The sequence below is a fragment of the Pseudomonas sp. CAU 1711 genome (assembly GCF_039888625.1).
Taxonomy (GTDB): domain Bacteria; phylum Pseudomonadota; class Gammaproteobacteria; order Pseudomonadales; family Pseudomonadaceae; genus Aquipseudomonas.
On the sequence record NZ_JBDQQT010000007.1, the window covers coordinates 25660 to 44822 of the forward strand.

The window sequence follows — 19163 nt, forward strand, 5'->3', positions numbered from 1 at the left end:
TCCGGGCTACCACGCTGCACAAACGAAAAGCCCGGCATTGGCCGTAATGCTGTTCACTTAGCGGCATCACGGCCACGGCCGGATTTTTCTTGGTTCAGGTCTGCGGCTGCTGTTCTCCCTCTCCCCCTGGGAGAGGGCCGGGGTGAGGGCCGGGGTGAGGGACTCGCCGAAACACCCTCACCCCCAGCCCCTCTCCCGGCGGGAGAGGGGAGCACTTAGGACACCTTTTACCGGGAGAACATCCAAGCGAGGGCATTGCGCAGTGTGCCCTCAGGCAGACACAAGCCAGAAAAACGCCGCGACTCTGTGAAGAAATCACGGCGTTTTCTTAAGTGAACAGCATTACAGCATTGGCCGGGCTCTGGGCTTACCGATCAGGCATTGCTGGCCTGCGCCGCGGCGCCGGCCTGCTTGATGCGGTAGCAGATCCAGATGAACAGGATCCACACCGGCATGGCGTACACCGATACCTGGATGCCCGGGATCATCAGCATCACGCCGAGGATGAACAGCACGAAGGCCAGGCACAGGTAGTTGCCGAAGGGGTACCAGAAGGCCTTGAAGCCCGGCTCCACGCCCTTGGCCAGCATGGCCTTGCGGAACTTCAGGTGGGAGAAGCTGATCATCGCCCAGTTGATCACCAGGGAGGCCACCACCAGCGACATCAGCAGCTCCAGCGCGCTCTGCGGGGCCAGGTAGTTGACCAGCACGCAGAGCAGGGTCACCGCCGCCGACAGGGCGATGGCCAGAACCGGCACGCCGCGCGAGTTGACCTTCAGCAGCGCCTTGGGCGCATCGCCCTGCTCGGCCAGACCGTAGAGCATGCGGCTGTTGCAGTACACACCGCTGTTGTAGACCGACAGCGCGGCGGTCAGCACCACGAAGTTGAGCACGTGGGCGGCGGTGTCCTCGCCGATCAGCGAGAAAATCTGCACGAAGGGGCTGCTGGCGTAGGCGTCGCCACCGCTGGTCAGGGTCTTGACCATCTCGTCCCAGGGGTGCAGCGCCAGCAGGATGGTCAGCGCGCCGATGTAGAAGATCAGGATGCGCCAGACCACCTGGTTGATCGCCTTGGGGATCACCTTGCGCGGCTGGTCGGCCTCGGCGGCGGTGATGCCGACCAGCTCCAGGCCGCCGAAGCTGAACATGATGATCGCCATCATCATCACCAGCCCGGACACGCCGTTGGGGAAGAAGCCGCCATGGCTCCACAGGTTGCTGATGCTGGCCTGCTCGCCGCCAGTGCCGCTGAACAGCAGCCAGCCGCCGATGAGGATCATGCCGATGATGGCCACCACCTTGATGATGGCGAACCAGAACTCGGTCTCGCCGAAGGCCCTGACGTTGACCAGGTTGATCAGATTGATCAGCACGAAGAAGGCCGCCGCCGTGGCCCAGGTGGGTATCTCCGGCCACCAGTACTGCACGTACTTGCCGACCGCGGTGAGCTCGGCCATGCCGACCAGCACGTAGAGCACCCAGTAGTTCCAGCCGGAGAGGAAGCCGGCGAACGGGCCCCAGTAGCTGTGGGCGAAGTGGCTGAAGGAGCCGGCGACCGGCTCCTCGACGATCATCTCGCCGAGCTGGCGCATGATCAGGAAGGCGATGAAGCCGCCGATGGCATAGCCGAGGATCATCGACGGGCCGGCGCTCTGCATCACCCCGGCGGAGCCGAGGAACAGGCCGGTGCCGATGGCGCCGCCGAGGGCGATCAGCTGGATATGGCGGTTCTTCAGGCCACGCTCGAGCGGGCCGGTGTGGAGATGCTCGGACATCAGCGAGCGCTCCTGGGGGAAAGACCAGTGCGAGGCATGGGTTCACCTGTCTGTCGGAATGAGCCGCCGGACTCGTGATCCCGCGGAAACTGTCGGCCGCCGTGCGGCGGCAGCGGCGCAGTATACACCCGCCCGGCAAGCGTCCAAGGCCACCTAGCCGAACAGGGCCAGGGCCAGCAGTACCGCGCATTCGCCCAGCTCGACCAGGGCCCCGGCGGTGTCGCCGGTGGTGCCGCCCAGGCGCGCGACGCAGGCGCGGCGCAGCAGCCAGAACGCCAGCGCGGCGGCGGCCAGCGCCAGCAGGCCGCTCCAGCCCAGCAGCAGCATGGCCAGGCCGTGCAGTGCCAACAGCTGCGGCAGGCGCTCGCGCGGCAGATGCCCGGCGAGCGCCGCACCGAGGCCGCCGGCACGCACGTAGGGCGTGGTCAGCAGCAGCAGCGGCAACAGCGCGCGACCCAGCCAGGGCGCCAGCAGCAGGCAGGCCCAGGCCCCCTGCTCCAGCAGCAGCGCCAGGGCGGCGAACTTGAGCAATAGCAGCAGCACCAGCACGACCACGGCGATGGGCCCGCTGCGCGGGTCCTTCATGATGTCGAGCGTGCGCTCACGATCACCGTGGCCGCCGACCCAGGCGTCGGCCGTGTCGGCCAGGCCGTCCAGATGCAGGCCGCCGCTCAGCCCGACCCAGACAGCGAGCAGAAGCGCCGCCTGCAGCAGCGCCGGGGTGGCGCCGAGCAGCCCATGCAGCGCCAGCAGCAGGCCGCCGAGCAGCAGCCCCACCGCCGGGTACCAGAGCAGCGAGCGACCGACCTGCTCGGGCTCCGGCATGCCGGGCAGGCGCACCGGCAGGCGGGTGAGGAATTGCAGGGCGATCAGCGCGGGCTGCGGCAGCATCAGGCTTCGGTCAGCGCCAGGCCGGCCTCGACCTGCAGGCCGTGCAGCGCGCCGTAGCCCACTTCCACCTGCAGCAACTGGTTTTCCGGCAGATTGCGCGCGCGCGCCAGCAGCAGGCGCATCACCCCGCCGTGGGTGATCAGCAGCACGCGCTTGCCATCCAGCTCGGCCTGCAGGCGCTCGACAGCGCCCAGCACGCGCGCGGCGAAGTCCTTGACCGGCTCGGCGCCCGGCGGGGTGAAACGGTAGGGGTCGTTCCAGAACTCGCCGAGGGCCTGCGGGTCCTCCAGCAGGATCTCCGCCGAGTTGCGCCCTTCCCACTCGCCGAAGTGCAGCTCGCGCAGGTCGGCCTCGATGCGCAGCGGCAGGCCCAGGCCTTGCGCATATTCGCGGGCGAACGACTCGCAGCGCTGCAGCGGCGAGCTGATCACCAGGTCCCAGCCGCTCTTGCCGGCCAGGGCCAGTTGCATCTGCTGGCGGCCCTGCTCGGTCAGCGCGTCGTCGCTGCTGCCGCGAAAGCCGGGGCCGGCGTCGGTCACGCCGTGGCGCAACATATCCAGGGAAAGGGTCATTGTCTGTCCTCAACGAGTGCTTCGGAAAAGGTCGCCATGCCGCCGTGCAGCGCGCAGGCCAGTTTGATCAGGGGCAGCGCCAGGGCCGCACCGCTGCCCTCGCCCAGGCGCAGGCCGAGGTCGAGCAGCGGTTCGCCGCCGAGTTCGGCCAGCAGCGCGGCATGGCCCGGCTCGGCGCCGGCATGGGCGAACAGCAGCCAGGGCCGCACGCCGGGGTTCAGGCGCACGGCGCAGAGGGCCGCCGCGCTGCAGATAAAGCCGTCGACCACCGCCGGGATGCCGGCCTGGGCGCAGGCCAGGTAGGCGCCGGCCAGGGCCGCCAGCTCGAAGCCGCCGACCCGGCGCAGGGCCTCCAGCGGCTCGGCGAGCGCCGCGCCGTGCAGGCTCAGGGCGCGTTCGATCACCGCCTGCTTGCGGCCGACGCCGGCGCCATCCAGGCCGGTGCCGGGGCCGGTCAGCTGGGCCGGGGGCAGATCGCTCAGGGCGCAGGCCAGGGCCGTGGCGGCGCTGGTATTGCCGATGCCCATCTCGCCGGCCAGGAATAGATCGCAGCCTTCGCTCAGCGCCTGCTGCAGCGTCTCGCGCCCGGCCTGCAGGGCGGCGGCGCACTGCTCGGCGGTCATCGCCGGCCCGGCGGCGAAGTTGGCGGTGCCGGCGCCCAGGCGCATATGACGCACGCCGGGCAGCTCCAGGTCGGGATCGATGGTGCCGAGGTCGACCAGGCGCAGCGGCACGCCCTGCTCGCGGGCCAGCACGCTGATCGCCGCGCCGCCGGCGACGAAGTTGCCGAGCATCTGCGCGGTGACCGCCTGCGGGTAGGCCGACACGCCTTCGGCCACCACGCCGTGGTCGCCGGCGAACAGGGCGATCTGCGGGCTGCCGATGGCCGGCTTCTCGCGGCCCTGCAGGGCGGCCAGGCGCACGGCCAGGGCCTCCAGCACGCCGAGGGCGCCGGCCGGCTTGGTCAGCTGCGCCTGGCGCGCCAGGGCGGCGGCCTCGGCGCCGGTGTCGGGCTGGCGACAGGCTTGCTGCCACCAGGGTGAAGCGGTCATAGCGGCGCTCCTTTGAGCAGCATGGGCAGGCCGGCGACGCAGAACTGCACGCGCTCGGCCCGTTCGGCCACGGCCTGGTGTAGCCAGCCGGCCTCGTCGACGTAGCGGCGGGTCAGTTCGCCCAGCGGCACCACGCCCAGGCCGGTCTCGTTGCTGACCAGGATGATGCGTCCCGGCAGCTCGCCCAGGCATTCGAGGAAGGCGTCGCGCTGCATGGCCAGGCGGCTGTCGTCTTCGAGCATCAGCAGGTTGGTCAGCCACAGGGTCAGGCAGTCGACCAGCAGGCAGCGCCCGGGGGCAGCATTGTCGCGCAGGGCGCGGGCCAGTTCGAGCGGTTCTTCCACCAGGGCCCAATGGGCCGGGCGCGAAGACCGGTGGTGGGCGATGCGCCTGGCCATCTCGCCGTCCCAGGCCTGGGCGGTGGCGATATAGCTGACCTGCAGGCCACTTTCGGCGGCCAGCTTCTCGGCCAGGCGGCTCTTGCCGGAACGGGCACCGCCGAGGATCAGTTCAAGCATGTCGGCACCTCTGCCAGCCGGCCCTCACCCCAGCCCTCTCCCGGAGGGAGAGGGAGCTGATCGGGATTGCGTTGAAATCGGTGTTCGAACACCCGCACGGAACCACCCCCTCTCCCCCCGGGAGAGGGTTGGGGTGAGGGAGTCGCCACCCCCTCACAACCCACATAACTCGCGGAGCAGCCGAGTATCCAGGTGCGCCTCGACCAGGTCGGCCAGGCGCTCGATATCGCGTTCGCGGCGCGCATGGTAATCCACCTGGCGCGCCTCGCGCAGGCCGGCCCAACGCAGCAACTCGGCGCAGGCGGCCGGTTGCTCGAACAGGCCGTGCAGGTAGGTGGCCATGACCTGGCCGTCGGCGCTGAGGGCGCCGTCACTGCGGCCATCGTCCAGGCGCACGACAGGTGCGCTCAGCGCCGGGCCGCTGCTGACCCCGGCATGGATCTCATAGCCGCTCACTTCCAGCTCGCCCAGGCTCAGGCGCCCGCGCACATTGCGCAGCTGCTTCTCCGGCTCCAGCACCGTCGTGTAGTCGAGCAGGCCGAGACCCGCGCTGCTGCCGGCCGGGCCTTCCAGGCCGTGCGGGTCGTCGATGCGGGTGCCGAGCATCTGCAGGCCGCCGCAGATGCCCAGGACCTTGCCGCCGTAGCGCAGGTGGCGGGCGATGGCGGCGTCCCAGCCGTGCTCGCGCAGGCGCGCCAGGTCGGCGCGCACGCTCTTCGAGCCGGGCAGGATGATCAGGTCGGCCGGCGGAATCGGCTGGCCGGGACCGACGAACCGCAGGTCCACCTGCGGGTGCAGGCGCAGCGGGTCGAAGTCGGTGTGGTTGCTGATCCGCGGCAGCACCGGCACGGCCACGCGCAGCACCTCGCCGGCCTTGTCCGGCTGCAGTACCTGCACCGCGTCCTCGGCCTCCAGATGGAAATCCATCAGATAGGGCAGCACGCCGAGTATCGGCTTGCCGGTTCTTTGCTCCAGCCAGTCCAGCCCCGGCTGCAGCAGGGCGATGTCGCCGCGAAAGCGGTTGATCACGAAGCCCCTGACCCGCGCCTGCTCGCTCGACGATAGCAGCTCCAGGGTGCCGACCAGGTGGGCGAACACGCCGCCCTTGTCGATATCGGCGATGAGGATCACCGGGCAGTCCACCGCCTCGGCGAAGCCCATGTTGGCGATGTCCCCCGCCCTGAGGTTGATCTCGGCCGGCGAGCCGGCGCCCTCGACCATCACCAGCGGGTACTGCTGGCACAGCCGGGCATGGGATTCCAGCACCGCCTCGCGGGCCACGCGCTTGTAGTCGTGGTAGGCCACGGCGTGCATATTGCCGATGGCGCGGCCGTGGATGATCACCTGGGCGCCGGTGTCGGAGTTGGGCTTGAGCAGCACCGGGTTCATATCGGTATGCGGCGCCAGGCCGGCGGCCTGGGCCTGCACCGCCTGGGCGCGGCCGATCTCGCCGCCGTCAAAGGTCACCGCGCTGTTGAGCGCCATATTCTGCGGCTTGAACGGCACCACGCTCACGCCCTGGCGCTTGAGCCAGCGGCACAGGGCGGTCACCAGCGTGCTCTTGCCGGCATCCGAGGTGGTGCCCTGGATCATCAATGTGGTCACGCCGGCATCTCCTGCAGCGCCTGCTCCAGACGCTGCCAGCCGGCCTCGTCGGCAGGCAGGCCGAAGCGCAGGCAGCGGCTTTCGGCGAACAGCCGGACCAGGATGCCGCGGCGGGCGAAGTAGCCGTGCAGGCCGACCGCCTGCGGGTGGCCGACCAGCTGGAACAGCGCCGTGCCGCCGGCCGGGGCCAGGCCATGGGCGCTGAGCAGCACGGCCAGGCGCAGGCCGTCGCCGCGCAGGCGCTCGCGCTGGCGGGCCTGGCCCTCGGCGTCGGCCAGCAGCGGCATGGCCAGCGCCCGCGTCGGCCCGCCGACTGCCCAGGGGCCGAGCTGGTCGTCGAGGTGCTCCAGCAGCTCGCTCGCGGCCAGCACGAAGCCCAGGCGAATGCCGGCCAGGCCGAAGAACTTGCCGAACGAGCGCAGCACGATCAGCCCCGGCAGATGACTGTCGGCGGCCAGGCTGTGCTCGGGGCTGCAGTCCATGAAGGCCTCGTCCACCAACAGCCAGCCGCCGCGTTCGGCCAGGCGCGCGTGCCAGCCCAGCAGGCGCTGGCGCTCGATCAGCCGCCCAGTCGGGTTGTTGGGATTGACCAGCAGCAGCACGTCGAGACGCTCCAGGGCGCGCTCCACCGCGGCCTCGCTCAGTTCCTGCAGTAGATGGCCCTCGCGGCGCCAGGCGTGGGCATGCTCGGCATAGGCCGGGGCCAACACCCCGACCCGCGCGGCGGGCCGGCGCAGACGCGGCAGGGCCTGGATCGCCGCCTGCGAGCCGGCCACCGGCAGCGCGGCCGCGGCGCCGTAGTAGGCGCATGCCGCGGCGAGCAGACCGTCGTCCGGCTCCGGCAGGCGCCGCCAGGCGCTCGCCTCGATGGCCGGCAGCGGCCAGCCATAGGGCGCGATGCCGGTGGACAGGTCGAGCCAGTCGGCCAGGGCAATGCCGTAGCGCCGCGCCGCCTCGCGCAGCCGTCCGCCATGCTCAAGCAAGGTAGGCCTCCAGCAGCACCAGGGCGCTCAGCCACAGGCCCACACCTAGGTAGACCAGATTGAGCGCCCGCTCGATATCGCGGGCCCGCGCCGCAGGGCCTGCGCCGAGCTGCGGGCGCTGCTCCTCGACGCCGTGATAGACGGCCGCGCCGCCCAGGCTGACGCCCAGCGCCCCGGCGCCGGCGGCCATCACCGGGCCGGCGTTGGGGCTGTCCCAGGCCGGCGCCTGGCGGCGCCAGCAGCGCAGGGCCTGACCACTGCGGCCGAGCAGCGCATAGGTCAGCGCCACCAGGCGCGCGGGCAGGTAATTGAGCGCGTCGTCGATGCGCGCGGCGGCCCAGCCGAAGCGTTCGAAACGCTCGTTGCGGTAGCCCCACATGGCGTCCAGGGTGTTGCTCAGGCGATGCAGCAGCACGCCCGGCGCGCCCAGCACGGCGAACCAGAACAGCGAGGCGAACACCGCGTCGGCGCCGTTCTCCAGCACCGACTCGGTGCCGGCGCGGGCCACGCCGCTGGCGTCCAGTTCGCTGGTGCGGCGGCTGACCAGATAGCCGACCCGCCTGCGCGCCTCGGGCAGATCGCCCAGGCGCAGGGCCTGGGCCACCGGCAGCGCATGCTGGGCGAGACTCTTCAGGCCGAGGGCGAAGTACAGGACGAGGATATCGACCAGCCAGCCCAGGCTGGACAGGCTCAGCAGCCAGACCAGCAGCACCGGCGGCAGCACCGCCAGGCACCAGCCGGTGACGCCATGGCTGCGCCAGCCACGGCCGCCGGCGTTGAGGCGCGCCTCGATGCGCCGCGCCAGGTTGCCGAAGCCCACCAGCGGGTGCCAGCGCCGCGCCTCGCCCAGCCAGGCGTCCAGGCCGACGCCGGCCAGGGCGGACAGCGCCAGGCTCATGGGCGCCGCCCCCAGCGGTCGGCGAACACCAGCTGGTCCAGCGCCCGTTCGCTGGCCCAGCCCTCCTGCACCAGCATCGGCCGCTGGTAGAACTCGCCCACCGGCCCCAGGCAGAGCACCGCCACCGGCTGGCTGCCGGCCGGCATGCCGAGCAGCTCGGCCAGCGCCAGCGGATCGAACAGCGACACCCAGCCCAGCCCCAGGCCCTCGGCGCGGGCCGCCAGCCAGAGGTTCTGGATGGCGCAGGCGAGCGAGGCCAGGTCCATCTGCGGCATTGTGCGACGGCCGAACACATGGGCCTCGCGCCCGTCCATCAGCGCCGCCACCAGCAGCTCGGCGCAGTCGCGAATGCCCTCGACCTTGAGCCGCATGAATTCGTCGCTGCGCTCGCCCAGGGCCTCGGCGGTGCGCACCCGCTCGGCCTCGACCAGGCCATGGATGGCCTCGCGCAGCTCGGGCCGGGTGATGCGGATAAAGCGCCAGGGCTGCATCAGGCCGACGCTGGGCGCCTGGTGCGCCGCCCGCAGCAGGCGCGCGAGCAGCTCGGGCGCCACCTCGCCGCCGGCGAAGTGGCGCATGTCGCGGCGCTCGGCGATGGCGCGGTAGACCGCGGCGCGTTCCTCGGGGCTGAAGGCGTGGTCGCTCATGGCTGCAGCAGCTCGGCCGTCGCCCTGGGGTTGGACGGCAGGTAGAAGTGGATATAGGAGGCGGTCAGGCGGCCGCTGCGGTACACCGCCTCGGCCACCGCCTTGCCGTTCGGGCAGACGCCCCTGGCCAGCGGCGCCGCGGCGCAGTCCAGCACGGAATGGTGGTAAGTATGCCCGCGCAGCATGCCTTCCGGCAGCTCCACCTGCTGCAGGGCCAGGGCGGCCAGGCGCGGCTGCATGCGCGCGCTGCCCGGCAGCAGGCCGAGCAGCTCGGCGCCCTCGCCCTGCTTGTCGGTCAGCGCGTCGAGCAGGTAGAGCATGCCGCCGCACTCGGCGAGCAGCGGCTTGCCGGCGCCATGGTGGGCGCGGATGGCCTGCAGCATGGCGCGGTTGCCGGCCAGGGCCGCCAGGTGCAGTTCGGGATAGCCGCCGGGCAGGTACAGGCTGTCGACCGCCGGCAACGCCGCATCGGCCAGTGGCGAGAAGAACACCAGCTCGGCGCCCAGCGCGCGCAGCAGGTCGAGGTTGGCCTGGTAGAGGAAGGCGAAGCTGGTGTCGCGCGCCACGCCGATGCGCACGCCGCGCAGCAGCGGCTCGATGACCTGCGCGGCGGGCGCGGCAAAGCTCACCGGCTCGGGCAGCAGCATGCCGGCGCTGGCCAGCAGGGCATCGGCGGCGGTGTCCAGGCGGGCGTCCAGGTCGGCCAGTTCCTCGGCCTGGATCAGCCCCAGGTGGCGGCGCGGCAGCTCCAGCGCGGCGCAGCGCGGCAGGCCGCCGAACCAGCGGATCGACTCCGGCAGGCTGTCGCGCAGGATGCCGTTGTGCCGCTCGCTGCCGGTGCGGTTGGCCAGCACCCCGGCGAACGGCAGGTCGGCCTGGAAATGCGCCAGCCCATAGGCCAGGGCGCCGAAGGTCTGGGCCATGGCGCCCGCCTCGATCACCCCCAGCACCGGCACGCCGAAGCGCCGCGCCAGGTCGGCGGCCGAGGGCGCACCGTCGAACAGGCCCATGACGCCCTCGATCAGGATCAGGTCGGCCTCGCCCGCCGCCTGCCAGAGCAGGCGCCGGCACTCTTCCTCGCCGACCATCCACAGGTCGAGCTGGTACACCGGCGCGCCGCTGGCGCGGGCGAGGATCATCGGGTCGAGGAAGTCGGGGCCGCACTTGAACACCCGCACCTTGCGCCCGGCGCGCGCGTGCAGGCGCGCCAGGGCGGTGGTGACCGTGGTCTTGCCCTGGCCGGAAGCGGGGGCGGCGATCAGCAGGGCCGGGCAGCTGCGAGCGCTCATTGCCCTCTCCCCGGCCCTCTCCCGCACGCGGGAGAGGGAGAAGTGAATCCGCGGCCATTACGAGCGACTCCCCTCGCCCATTTATGGGAGAGGGGCTGGGGGAGAGGGTAGTGACTCAAAACTCCACCCCTTTCTGCGCCTTCACCCCGGCCTTGAAGGCGTGCTTGACCAGGCCCATCTCGGTGACGGTATCGGCCGCCTCGACCAGGCCCGGCTGGGCGCCGCGGCCGGTCACCACCACATGCTGGGCCAGCGGGCGCGCCTCGATATCGGCGAGCACTTGGTCCAGCTGCAGGTAGCCGTGCTTGAGGGCGATATTCAGCTCGTCGAGCACCACCAGGCCGATGCTGTCGTCGGCCAGCAGACGGCGCGCCACCTGCCAGGCCTCGGCGGCCATGGCGATGTCGCGCTGGCGATCCTGGGTCTCCCAGGTGAAGCCTTCGCCCATGACGAACCACTGCACTTCATCGGGGAAGCGGCGAAAGAAGGCCTCTTCGCCGGTGCTGGCGGCGCCCTTGATGAACTGCACCACGCCGACCCTGATGCCGTGCCCCAGGGCGCGGGCGACCATGCCGAAGGCCGAGCTGCTCTTGCCCTTGCCGTTGCCGGAATGCACCAGCAGCAGGCCGTACTCGTCCTGGGCCTGCTCGATCTTCTGGTCGATCAGCGCCTTCTTGCGCTGCATGCGGGCGCGGTGGCGGGCGTCGCGTTCGGCCGATTCGCTCATCTGGGGCTCCTGGGCGCGCGGGCGCCGTGCACGCCCGAGGCGGGCGCAGTCGATCGGGGCAGGAGGGACAAAGGCGGCGGCCGGGCACGGGCCCGCGACCGCAGAGCCCGCCGCACTGCCGTGGAAAACGCGACAGGCCGGTCTCCGGGCTCGCGAGCCGGGCCTGGGGCCCGCAGGTCGCGCCTTCCCGTGCAGAGGCACAGTGGCATAGTGCGACCCTTGTCTCGCCTACCGTTGCGGGGGCAGCGCCGGATTGCTCGTCAACGAATGGACCGGCTTCCCTGTTTCACCCCTCGCACGCCATGCGTCGGGGGCACCTGTTGCTGGCGCGCAGGGTAGAGGCTGGGGCCGGGAGCGTCAACGCCACGGCGCCTCAGTGGCGCGCCTGCGTGCCGGCTCAGCGCTTGCGGCACAGGGTCAGGCCGTCGCCCAGCGGCAGCAGGCTGAGGTCGACGCGGCTGTCGCGCTTGAGCGCCCGGTTGAGCGACTGGATGGCGCGGGTGTCCTGGCTGTCCGGGCTCTGCTCCAGCACCCGCCCGCTCCACAGCACGTTGTCGAACAGGATCAGCCCGCCCCTGCGCACCAGCGCCAGGGCATGCTCCAGGTACACCGGGTAGTTGGCCTTGTCGGCGTCGATGAAGATCAGGTCGAAGCTCTCGACCTCGCCGGCGCGTTCCAGGGCATTCAGGCTCTCCAGCGCCGGCGCCAGACGCAGTTCGATGCGCTCGCCGACGCCGGCCTCGTACCAGTAGCGCTCGGCGATGGCGTTGTACTCGCCAGGCAGGTCGCAGCAGATCAGGCGGCCGTCGGCCGGCATCGCCTGGGCCATGCACAGGGCGCTGTAGCCGGTGAAGGTGCCGATCTCGAGAATCTTGCGCGCGCCGCTGATCTGCACCAGCAGGGCCATGAACTGACCCTGCTCGGGCGCTATCTGCCAGCGCGCCATGGGCAGCTGCGCGGTCTCTTCGCGCAAGCGCTTCTGCAGCGGCGACTCGCGCAGGGAGACGTCGAGCAGGTACTGGTAGAGGGCGTCGTCGAGGCTCAGGGTGCGGTTGGTCATGGTTGCTGCGCCAGGTGCCGGCCGGCCAGCACGCGCTTGCCGGTGAGGAAGGTCTTCTGCCAGTAGGCCTGGCTCAGATGGTCCAGGCGCACCGTGCCGCCACTGGACGGCGCGTGGACGAAACGCCCCTCGCCGACGTAGATGCCGGCGTGGCTGACCTTGCCGCCGCCATCGGTGGCGAAGAACACCAGGTCGCCGCTCTGCAACTGGTCGCGGTTCACGCTGGGCGCACGTATCAGGATCATCTCGCGGGTCGAGCGTGGCAGGGCGATGCCGGCCGAGTTGCGGTAGACGTAGCCGATCAGGCCGCTGCAGTCGAAGCCGCTGTCCGGTGTATTGCCGCCGTAGCGGTAGGGCGTGCCGACCAGGCCGATGGCGCTGATCAGCACATCGCTGGCGCTGGCGTCGGTCGTGGCGAAGGGGCTGGGGGAATGTTCGACGGGAGGGTTGCCGGCGCAGGCGGTGAGCAGCGCGGCGAGGGCTAGCAGGGAGAGACGAGCCGTGAAATGCATGGGGCGGGCGTCCTGGCCGGAATGCGCCCTACTCTGCCGGCTCGCGGCCACGGGTGCAAGCCCGCGGCCGGATGCGCTAGCGCTGCTGGGTCTCGGCTTCCTGCTCCGGGGCCAGGGCCAGCACGCGCTTGGCCTCCATGTAGCTGCGGCTCCAGTAGCTGTCGTCGAGGCTGTCGATGCGCACGCCGCCGCTGCGGCTGCTGCTGGAGTGGATGAACTGGTCGTCGCCCAGGTAGATGCCGGCGTGGCTGACGCGGCCGCGGCCACGGTTGTTGAAGAAGATCAGGTCGCCCGGCTCCAGCTCGTCGCGGGCCACCAGCGGCGCGTCGAGATTGATCATCTCGCGGGTCGAGCGCGGCAACTGCATGCCGGCCTCTTCCCTGAACAGGTAGCCGATGAAGCCGCTGCAGTCGAAGCCGGTCTTGATCGAGGTGCCGCCGAAACGGTACTTGGTGCCGACCAGCGCCAGTCCTTCGCTGAGGATGCTGTCCGCCAGCGAGGGCAGTTCGTAGGGCTTGTCGTCCGTGATATCAGCGGCCAGCTGCTCGTCGGTCATGTACTCGACCGGCTCCTGCGACTGCTGTTGGGCCAGATCCATCTGGGACTGCGGCGCCTGGCTGGCGCAGGCCGCCAGCAGGGCTGAGAGTGCAATGGGCACGAGGGGTGCGAAGCGCTTGAGCATGGGCACGACCGTGTCTTCTGGTTCTTGGATGGTGGGCGACTATGCCGTCTGTCGGCATGATTTGCAAATTCAATGCCCGGAAATGTGACTCAGTAGTTCCGGCATAACGTCTGACGCCCTCCCCGACAGACGGGCATCCACCCAGCGGCTGATATCGGTGCGCTGCGGGTTCACCTCCACGGTGAAACCCCCGTCGCGCCTGGCCTGCGCCAGCGGCTCGACGATATAGGGGAAGCTCGCCGTGGTGCCCACCGCCATGACCAGTTCGAAGCCCTCGCGCACCTGATCATAGAGTGTGCCTATGGCCCGTTCCGGCAGCATCTCCTCGAACAGCACCACCGGCGGGCGCAGCACGCCCCCACACTGGGCACAGCGCGGCGGCAAAGGTCGGGCGAGGTGCTCGGCCAGCTGCGGGTCCTCGGCGCCGCAGGACTGGCAGAACAGCGGTGCCAGCTCGCCGTGGATCTCGATCAGCCGTTCGACCGGCGAGCCGGCGGCGCGGTGGTAGCCGTCGATATTCTGGGTCAGCACCCAGCAGCCCGGCTTGCGCCGCTGCAGTTCGGCGATGGCGGCATGCCCGGCGTTGGGCTTAGCGCTCAGGCAGGCCTCGCCGAGCTGCGCCAGGTACTTCCAGCACAGCGCCGGGTCGCGCTGGAGCATGGGCCCGGACAGCGCCGCCTCGATCGGCAGACCCTCGGCGGTGAGGCCGTTGTACAGCCCGCCGAGGCCGCGATAGGTCGGCAGCCCGGAATCGGCCGAGAGCCCGGCACCGGTGATGATCAGGATGCGCTCGGCGCGCTGGATGGCCTGGGCGACGCGAATGATGTCCTGTTGCATGGCATTGTCTCCTCGGACCGCAAAGCGTAGCGAGCGGGTGTCAGCTCGGTGCGGCCGGAGCACAGGAACCGGAATGTACAGCTAGTACATTCAGATGACTCGCTCCGCTCGCTCTGGCGAGCCGCACTAACTTGCGTTCAGTCGGCGTACCGACTGTCCGAGCACCGCCCGCATCGGGATCACGCCCGCGCAGTAGCTTTTTCAGTGATTGACCGTATGCGCCAGCATCACCGACAGCTGGCACAGCGGCCGGCCGCTCTGCTCGTGCCACAGGTTGAAGGCTTTCTGCACGGCGGCCAGTTCCTTGAGGCTGGTCGGCGCCTTGTCGACTATCTTCTGGGCCTTGAGCGCGGCGACCATGTCGTCGGTGGGGATGAAGGTGTCCTTGCCGACCATGCGCAGGAAGCGTGGCGCCGACTGTCCGCCGAGCTGGCTGCCGTGCTTGGCCAGGTACTTCCACAGGCCGACGATGTCGGTCACCGGCCAGTCGGCGATCAGCGCGGCGAAGCTGCCCTTGTCCTTGCGCACGTCGAGCACGAACTGGGCGTTGCGCGGCACGCTCTTGAGCTTGCCCAGGTGACGGATCAGGCGCTGGTCCTGCATCAGCCGCTCCAGGTGCTCGCCGCCCATCAGCACCACCTTGTCCGGGTCGAAGCCGAAGAACACCTCCTCGAAGGCCGGCCACTTGGCATCCACCAGGCTGTGCTTGAGACCGGCGCGGAACACCCGCAGGGCCATCAGCGACAGGTAGCGGTCGTCGCCCAGCGCGCGCAGCTCGGCGTCGCTCCTGGGCTGAGGCAGCATGGCCTCCAGTGCGGCGGCCGAGCCGAAGCGGTTGAGACAGTATTCGTGGAGCCACTGATAGTCGCGCATGCCGATCCTCCTGCTGGCCGCACAGGTTGCCCGCACCCTCGCCAGCGCGCAATATCGCCCGCCATGAACGATCCGCTCGAAGCTTTCTTCCAGCACTGCCAGGCCCTGCTGCAAAACGACGCCGGCACCCTCGCCCGCCTGCGGGCGGCCGGTTTCGCCTGCACGACCGACCATTGGCAATTCCGCCTGCCGCAACTGCACCAGTGGCTGGCGCCGCAACTGGACTACCCGAGCTTTCGTCGGGCGCTCTATGCCGGCACGCTGAACAGCCGACTGCAGGCGCTGGGCGGCGAGATCGCCATCGCCGACAACCGGGGCAACACCGACCTCAGCCTGTACTGTCTGCGCCGTCTTTCCTGAACAGGTGGCGGGTCGCCTCGGCATACAGCGCCGACTCGGCGAACTCCGTCGCATCCAGCACCCGGCCGACCAGGATCAGCGCGGTGCGGCGAAAATCCTTGCCGGCCACCCGCGCCTCGATATCCGCCAGGGTGCCGCGCACCCAGTCCTGATCCGGCCAGCTGGCCCGATGCACCACGGCGATCGGGCAGTCGGCGCCATAGTGCGGCAGCAGCTCGGCGACGATGCGCGACAAATGCTGCACGCCGAGGTGGATGGCCAGGGTCGCGCGGTGGCTGGCCAGGGCGCCCAGTTCCTCCCCTGCCGGCATCGGCGAGTTGTGCCCGTAGCGGGTGAGGATCAGCGTCTGCGCCACGCCCGGCAGGGTCAGCTCGGCCTCCAGCAGCGCCGCGCAGGCGGCCGTGGCGGTCACCCCGGGAACTATCTCGAAGGGAATGCCCAGCGCGCGCAGCTCGCGGAGCTGCTCGCCGATGGCGCCGTACAGCGAGGGGTCGCCGGAATGCACGCGAGCCACGTCCTGCCCCCTGGCATGGGCCTCGGCCAGCAGCGCGATGATCTCACCCAGATGCAGTTCGGCAGTATTCACCACCCGCTCGGCGCTGTGGCCCTGCAGCACGGCCGCGGGCACCAGCGAGCCGGCGTAGAGGATCAGTGGGCAGCTGCGGATCAGCCGTTGGCCCTTGACGGTGATCAGCTCGGGGTCGCCGGGGCCGGCGCCGATGAAATAGACGGTCATGGCAGTTTCCTCTTCAGGCGCGGGCGATGGCCAGGGTGGCAACGGCGCTGCGCCGCTTCGCACAGACGAGAATGGCGGGACGCCCGGCGCGCTCGCTGGCGCAGGCCAGGGCGCTGGCCTCGGCCACACTGGCGGCGCCGGTTAGCTGGCGCACCGACTCCGAGCCTTCACTCAGCCGCGATTCGTAGAGTGCCAGTCGCTCGGCGGCGTAGAACTCCAGGGATAGATTCAGCTCGGCGGCCAGTTGCAACAATCCGGGCTCCTCGTGCTTGTGCGCACTGCTGGCCAGGCCATGCAGCGCGCTCAGCGGCAGCGCGAGCCGTTCCAGGGTCTGTTCCAGCAGTTCGCGCAGCTCGCTCGCCGTGCAGCCACGCCGGCAGCCGAGACCGGCGATCAGCACCGGCTCAGGCGCCCGGCCGTTCGCCACGGGCGAAGAACCAGGCGGCGGCCAGACCGAGGGCGGACCAGAACAGCGCGTTGGTCAGCAGCGAGGCGAGGATAAACTCGCGCCCCAGCGCTTCGGGGGCCAGGCTCTGGTGCACCTGCGGCTGCGGCGCGCCGATCAGATGCGGCACGGCCAGCAACGCCAGGCCGACGCCACGCACCGTCCAGCCACGACCGAAGGCGATCAGTCCCAGGCCGGCGGCGCTGGCGACGACGGTGCCGAGCCACCAGTACTGGCGCAGCTGCAGGTCGGCGGCGGCCGTGCCCGGCAGCTCCGGCGGCAGGCCGGCGGACGGCGCCAGGCTGAACACGACGAAGCCGCCCAGGCCCCAGAGCAGGCCCTGCCAGATGCGGCGCGGCGCGCGCAGGCTGAACAGGCCGGCCAGCACCAGGGCGAAGCCGACGGCCACCACCAGGTTGCTCAGGCCGGTGGCCAGGCTGCGCTGCCAGCCGTCCTCCGGTGCCCAGGCCTCGCCGTCGTGGCTATGGCCGGCGGCCTCCTCATGCTCATGTGCATGGGCGGTGACGGACGCCACATGGCCATGCTCGGCCACCGGCTCGGCGCTCTCGTAGGTCTCCGCCTCGAGGATCAACGGGGTAACCCACAGGCTCTGCAGCAGGGTCAGGAGGATGGCGGCCAGCAGGCCGGCGAAGCCCGCGGTCTGGGCGATGCGCTTGATCACGACGGGGGCTCTCAGTGGCAGGGGAAGGCGGCGCTGTGCCGGGTGTCGTGGGCGGCGTTGTGCATCGCCTCGATGGGCGAGAAGCCGGCGAAGAAGATCAACAGCGCGCCGAGCAGGCAGCTGCCGGCGGCGATGATCAGACGCCTGGACAGGGGGAGCGAGACGGCGACGGAGGACGACAGCGTGCGGCTGGACATGAGAAGCACCTTCCAAGGGTTGTCGGACCGGTAGAAGGAACGCAGCACGAGAACGGCCACGGAGGCCACGGGCCGGCGTACGCCCGCCCACCGCGGGTTGCCAAACAGGGGATTCAGGCCGGTCTCCGGGCTTGCGATGCCTTTGCAGGAACCGGGTCGGCCTTCCCATGCGCGCGGCACAGTGGCGGGGTGGACCCTTCGATCGCTTACCGTTGCGGGGGCAGCGCCGGACTCGCCCCCACTCGCGGAGAAAGGGCCCACCGGCTTCCCGTTTCACCTCGCGCACGGCGGCGCGGGGCACCTGAAACAGCCTTTCTAGAACATCATGAAGCCGCGTTCAGCGTCAACCGCGGCGGTTGACCATGCTCCGGGCACTGCGTAGCCTTGCAGCCTTTCCGAGGTTCTCCGTCCCGCGTGGGCGGAGCTAAGAGGGAACAGGGTCCTGCAAGCCCTGGCTGCCCCCGCAACTGTGAACGGATGAAATCCTTCGAAATGCCACTGCCCCGATGGGCGGGAAGGCGAAGGATCGGAACCCGAGCCTCTTACGATTTCGCCAGCCTGTGCGGCGAAATCGTAAAAGGTTCATTGTGGTTCCACGCCGTAAGCCAGGAGACCTGCCTCGCAAACCTTTCGACAACCGGGCGGGGTGATCCGGTGGTGTTCGGCCCTCGCTCCTGCGCGTGTGCCCCGCCCTGCCCGTCCGTCCTTTTCACGACGCTCCCGGGGCCGCCATGCAATCGCTCGCCAAACTTCCCGTCACCATAGTCACCGGCTTTCTCGGTGCCGGTAAAACCACCTTGCTCCGCCACCTGCTGGCCAATGCCGGCGGCCGCCGCATCGCGGTGATCGTCAACGAGTTCGGCGAGCTGGGCATCGACGGCGCCATCCTCAAGCAGTGCGCCATCGGCTGCACTGAGGAAGAGGCCGAGGGCCGCATCTTCGAGCTGGCCAACGGCTGCCTGTGCTGCACCGTGCAGGAGGAGTTCTTCCCGGTGATGCGCGAGCTGGTGGCGCGTCGCGGCGAGCTCGACCATATCCTCATCGAGACCTCCGGCCTGGCGCTGCCCAAGCCGCTGGTGCAGGCCTTCAACTGGCCGGAAATCCGCACCGCCTGCACCGTGGATGCGGTGATCACCGTGGTCGACAGCCCGGCCGTGGCCGCCGGCACTTTCGCCGCCTTCCCCGAGCAGGTGGACGCCCAGCGCAAACAGGACCCGAACCTGGATCACGAATCGCCGCTGCACGAGCTGTTCGCCGACCAGTTGGCCAGCGCCGACCTGGTGCTGCTGAACAAGACCGACCTGCTCGATGCCGACGCCCTGGCCGCCGTGCGCGCCGAAGTGACCGAGGAGCTGCCGCCTGCGGTCAAGCTGATCGAGGCCCAGGGCGGCGACCTGCCGCTCAGCGTGCTGATCGGCCTGAACTGCGCGACCGAACTGCATATCGACGGCCGCCGCACCCACCACGACGAGGAACACGAAGACCACGACCACGACGAATTCGACTCCTTCGACCTGGTCCTGCCGGAGGCCGAGGAAGCACGTCTGCTCAGCGCCCTGAAGGACGCCGTGGCCAGACACGGCATCCTCCGCGTCAAGGGCTTCGCCGCCATCCCCGGCAAGGCCATGCGCCTGCTGGTGCAGGGCGTCGGCCAGCGCTTCGACCGCCACTTCGACCGCGCCTGGGGTGAAGGCGAAGCGCGGCAGAGCCGCCTGGTGCTGATCGGCCAAGGCCTCGACCGCGCCGCCATCGAGGCGGAGCTCGTGGCGGCGCTGGCGTGATGGGGTCAAGCCGTCTGAGGCTCCCTCACCCCCAGCCCCTC

21 protein-coding genes, 1 other RNA gene, 1 pseudogene and 3 riboswitches are annotated in these 19163 nt (G+C 70.3%); of the genes and pseudogenes, 2 read left to right on the forward strand and 21 right to left on the reverse strand.

The annotated features are described in order from the left end of the window. Positions 1-342: 342 nt before the first annotated feature. The 17 genes and pseudogenes from AAFN46_RS09345 to AAFN46_RS09425 all read right to left on the reverse strand — a co-directional run bounded on the left by AAFN46_RS09345 (position 343) and on the right by AAFN46_RS09425 (position 14921). Positions 343-1778 (reverse strand): annotated as a pseudogene (locus AAFN46_RS09345) (amino acid permease). 150 nt (positions 1779-1928) lie between these two features. Further along, the gene (locus AAFN46_RS09350) at positions 1929-2666 is read right to left on the reverse strand and encodes an adenosylcobinamide-GDP ribazoletransferase (protein ID WP_347808411.1); all 738 of its coding nucleotides are present in this window, start codon (positions 2664-2666) and stop codon (positions 1929-1931) included. Further along, a complete protein-coding gene (gene cobC, locus AAFN46_RS09355) occupies positions 2666-3238 on the reverse strand; it encodes an alpha-ribazole phosphatase family protein (RefSeq protein ID WP_347808412.1) in 573 nt (190 codons plus the stop codon). Before cobC ends, AAFN46_RS09350 begins: the two co-directional genes overlap by 1 nt. Further along, positions 3235-4290 carry a nicotinate-nucleotide--dimethylbenzimidazole phosphoribosyltransferase gene (cobT, locus tag AAFN46_RS09360; protein ID WP_347808413.1) on the reverse strand — a complete coding sequence of 352 codons (1056 nt, stop codon included), beginning with the start codon at positions 4288-4290 and terminating at the stop codon, positions 3235-3237. Before cobT ends, cobC begins: the two co-directional genes overlap by 4 nt. Then, a complete protein-coding gene (gene cobU, locus AAFN46_RS09365; protein ID WP_347808414.1) occupies positions 4287-4808 on the reverse strand; it encodes a bifunctional adenosylcobinamide kinase/adenosylcobinamide-phosphate guanylyltransferase in 522 nt (173 codons plus the stop codon). Before cobU ends, cobT begins: the two co-directional genes overlap by 4 nt. A gap of 153 nt (positions 4809-4961) precedes the next feature. After that, positions 4962-6401 (reverse strand): cobyric acid synthase, encoded by a 1440-nt coding sequence (locus AAFN46_RS09370; RefSeq protein WP_347808611.1) that lies wholly within the window; start codon positions 6399-6401, stop codon positions 4962-4964. An 8-nt stretch (positions 6402-6409) separates the two neighbouring features. After that, positions 6410-7396: a threonine-phosphate decarboxylase CobD gene (gene cobD / locus AAFN46_RS09375; RefSeq protein ID WP_347808415.1), complete on the reverse strand. Its 987-nt coding sequence runs from the start codon at positions 7394-7396 to the stop codon at positions 6410-6412. Continuing rightward, entirely contained in the window at positions 7389-8294 is a 906-nt protein-coding gene (cbiB, locus tag AAFN46_RS09380) for an adenosylcobinamide-phosphate synthase CbiB (RefSeq protein WP_347808416.1), read from the reverse strand. Before cbiB ends, cobD begins: the two co-directional genes overlap by 8 nt. Continuing rightward, on the reverse strand, positions 8291-8941 hold the full coding sequence (gene bluB, locus AAFN46_RS09385) for a 5,6-dimethylbenzimidazole synthase (RefSeq protein ID WP_347808417.1): 651 nt from the start codon (positions 8939-8941) through the stop codon (positions 8291-8293). The genes cbiB and bluB overlap by 4 nt, the downstream gene beginning before the upstream one ends. Beyond that, the gene (locus AAFN46_RS09390) at positions 8938-10230 is read right to left on the reverse strand and encodes a cobyrinate a,c-diamide synthase (RefSeq protein WP_347808418.1); all 1293 of its coding nucleotides are present in this window, start codon (positions 10228-10230) and stop codon (positions 8938-8940) included. The genes bluB and AAFN46_RS09390 overlap by 4 nt, the downstream gene beginning before the upstream one ends. A 115-nt stretch (positions 10231-10345) precedes the next feature. Continuing rightward, on the reverse strand, positions 10346-10957 hold the full coding sequence (gene cobO, locus AAFN46_RS09395; RefSeq protein ID WP_347808419.1) for a cob(I)yrinic acid a,c-diamide adenosyltransferase: 612 nt from the start codon (positions 10955-10957) through the stop codon (positions 10346-10348). Between the two features lie 117 nt (positions 10958-11074). Continuing rightward, a riboswitch (cobalamin riboswitch) is annotated at positions 11075-11293 on the reverse strand. 61 nt (positions 11294-11354) lie between these two features. Beyond that, on the reverse strand, positions 11355-12017 hold the full coding sequence (locus tag AAFN46_RS09400) for a class I SAM-dependent methyltransferase (protein WP_347808420.1): 663 nt from the start codon (positions 12015-12017) through the stop codon (positions 11355-11357). Further along, positions 12014-12529, reverse strand: a complete 516-nt coding sequence (locus AAFN46_RS09405; protein WP_347808421.1) for a C40 family peptidase — start codon at positions 12527-12529, stop codon at positions 12014-12016. The genes AAFN46_RS09400 and AAFN46_RS09405 overlap by 4 nt, the downstream gene beginning before the upstream one ends. A 76-nt stretch (positions 12530-12605) precedes the next feature. Next, entirely contained in the window at positions 12606-13211 is a 606-nt protein-coding gene (locus AAFN46_RS09410; protein WP_347808422.1) for a C40 family peptidase, read from the reverse strand. A 69-nt stretch (positions 13212-13280) separates the two neighbouring features. Beyond that, positions 13281-14048, reverse strand: a complete 768-nt coding sequence (locus AAFN46_RS09415; protein ID WP_347808423.1) for an NAD-dependent deacylase — start codon at positions 14046-14048, stop codon at positions 13281-13283. 14 nt (positions 14049-14062) lie between these two features. Continuing rightward, positions 14063-14138: non-coding RNA, sX9 sRNA (locus tag AAFN46_RS09420), on the reverse strand. A gap of 111 nt (positions 14139-14249) precedes the next feature. Further along, a complete protein-coding gene (locus tag AAFN46_RS09425; RefSeq protein ID WP_347808424.1) occupies positions 14250-14921 on the reverse strand; it encodes a DNA-3-methyladenine glycosylase I in 672 nt (223 codons plus the stop codon). Between the two features lie 63 nt (positions 14922-14984). Between AAFN46_RS09425 and AAFN46_RS09430 the strand changes: the two genes are divergently transcribed. Continuing rightward, on the forward strand, positions 14985-15281 hold the full coding sequence (locus AAFN46_RS09430) for a hypothetical protein (RefSeq protein ID WP_347808425.1): 297 nt from the start codon (positions 14985-14987) through the stop codon (positions 15279-15281). Here the strand turns inward: AAFN46_RS09430 and cobM are convergent. The 4 genes from cobM to AAFN46_RS09450 are packed head-to-tail and all read right to left on the reverse strand — an operon-like array spanning position 15250 to position 17341. Continuing rightward, on the reverse strand, positions 15250-16017 hold the full coding sequence (gene cobM, locus AAFN46_RS09435) for a precorrin-4 C(11)-methyltransferase (RefSeq protein ID WP_347808426.1): 768 nt from the start codon (positions 16015-16017) through the stop codon (positions 15250-15252). The genes AAFN46_RS09430 and cobM overlap by 32 nt on opposite strands. 13 nt (positions 16018-16030) lie before the next feature. Then, positions 16031-16417 (reverse strand): cobalamin biosynthesis protein, encoded by a 387-nt coding sequence (locus AAFN46_RS09440; RefSeq protein WP_347808427.1) that lies wholly within the window; start codon positions 16415-16417, stop codon positions 16031-16033. A 4-nt stretch (positions 16418-16421) separates the two neighbouring features. Further along, positions 16422-17144, reverse strand: a complete 723-nt coding sequence (locus tag AAFN46_RS09445) for a CbtA family protein (protein ID WP_347808428.1) — start codon at positions 17142-17144, stop codon at positions 16422-16424. Between the two features lie 11 nt (positions 17145-17155). Next, the gene (locus AAFN46_RS09450; RefSeq protein WP_347808429.1) at positions 17156-17341 is read right to left on the reverse strand and encodes a CbtB domain-containing protein; all 186 of its coding nucleotides are present in this window, start codon (positions 17339-17341) and stop codon (positions 17156-17158) included. Between the two features lie 98 nt (positions 17342-17439). After that, positions 17440-17661, reverse strand: a riboswitch (cobalamin riboswitch). Positions 17662-17722: 61 nt separating this feature from the next. Beyond that, positions 17723-17978, forward strand: a riboswitch (cobalamin riboswitch). A 94-nt stretch (positions 17979-18072) separates the two neighbouring features. Between AAFN46_RS09450 and cobW the strand changes: the two genes are divergently transcribed. Beyond that, positions 18073-19122 carry a cobalamin biosynthesis protein CobW gene (gene cobW / locus AAFN46_RS09455; RefSeq protein WP_347808430.1) on the forward strand — a complete coding sequence of 350 codons (1050 nt, stop codon included), beginning with the start codon at positions 18073-18075 and terminating at the stop codon, positions 19120-19122. The last annotated feature ends 41 nt before the right edge of the window (positions 19123-19163 follow it).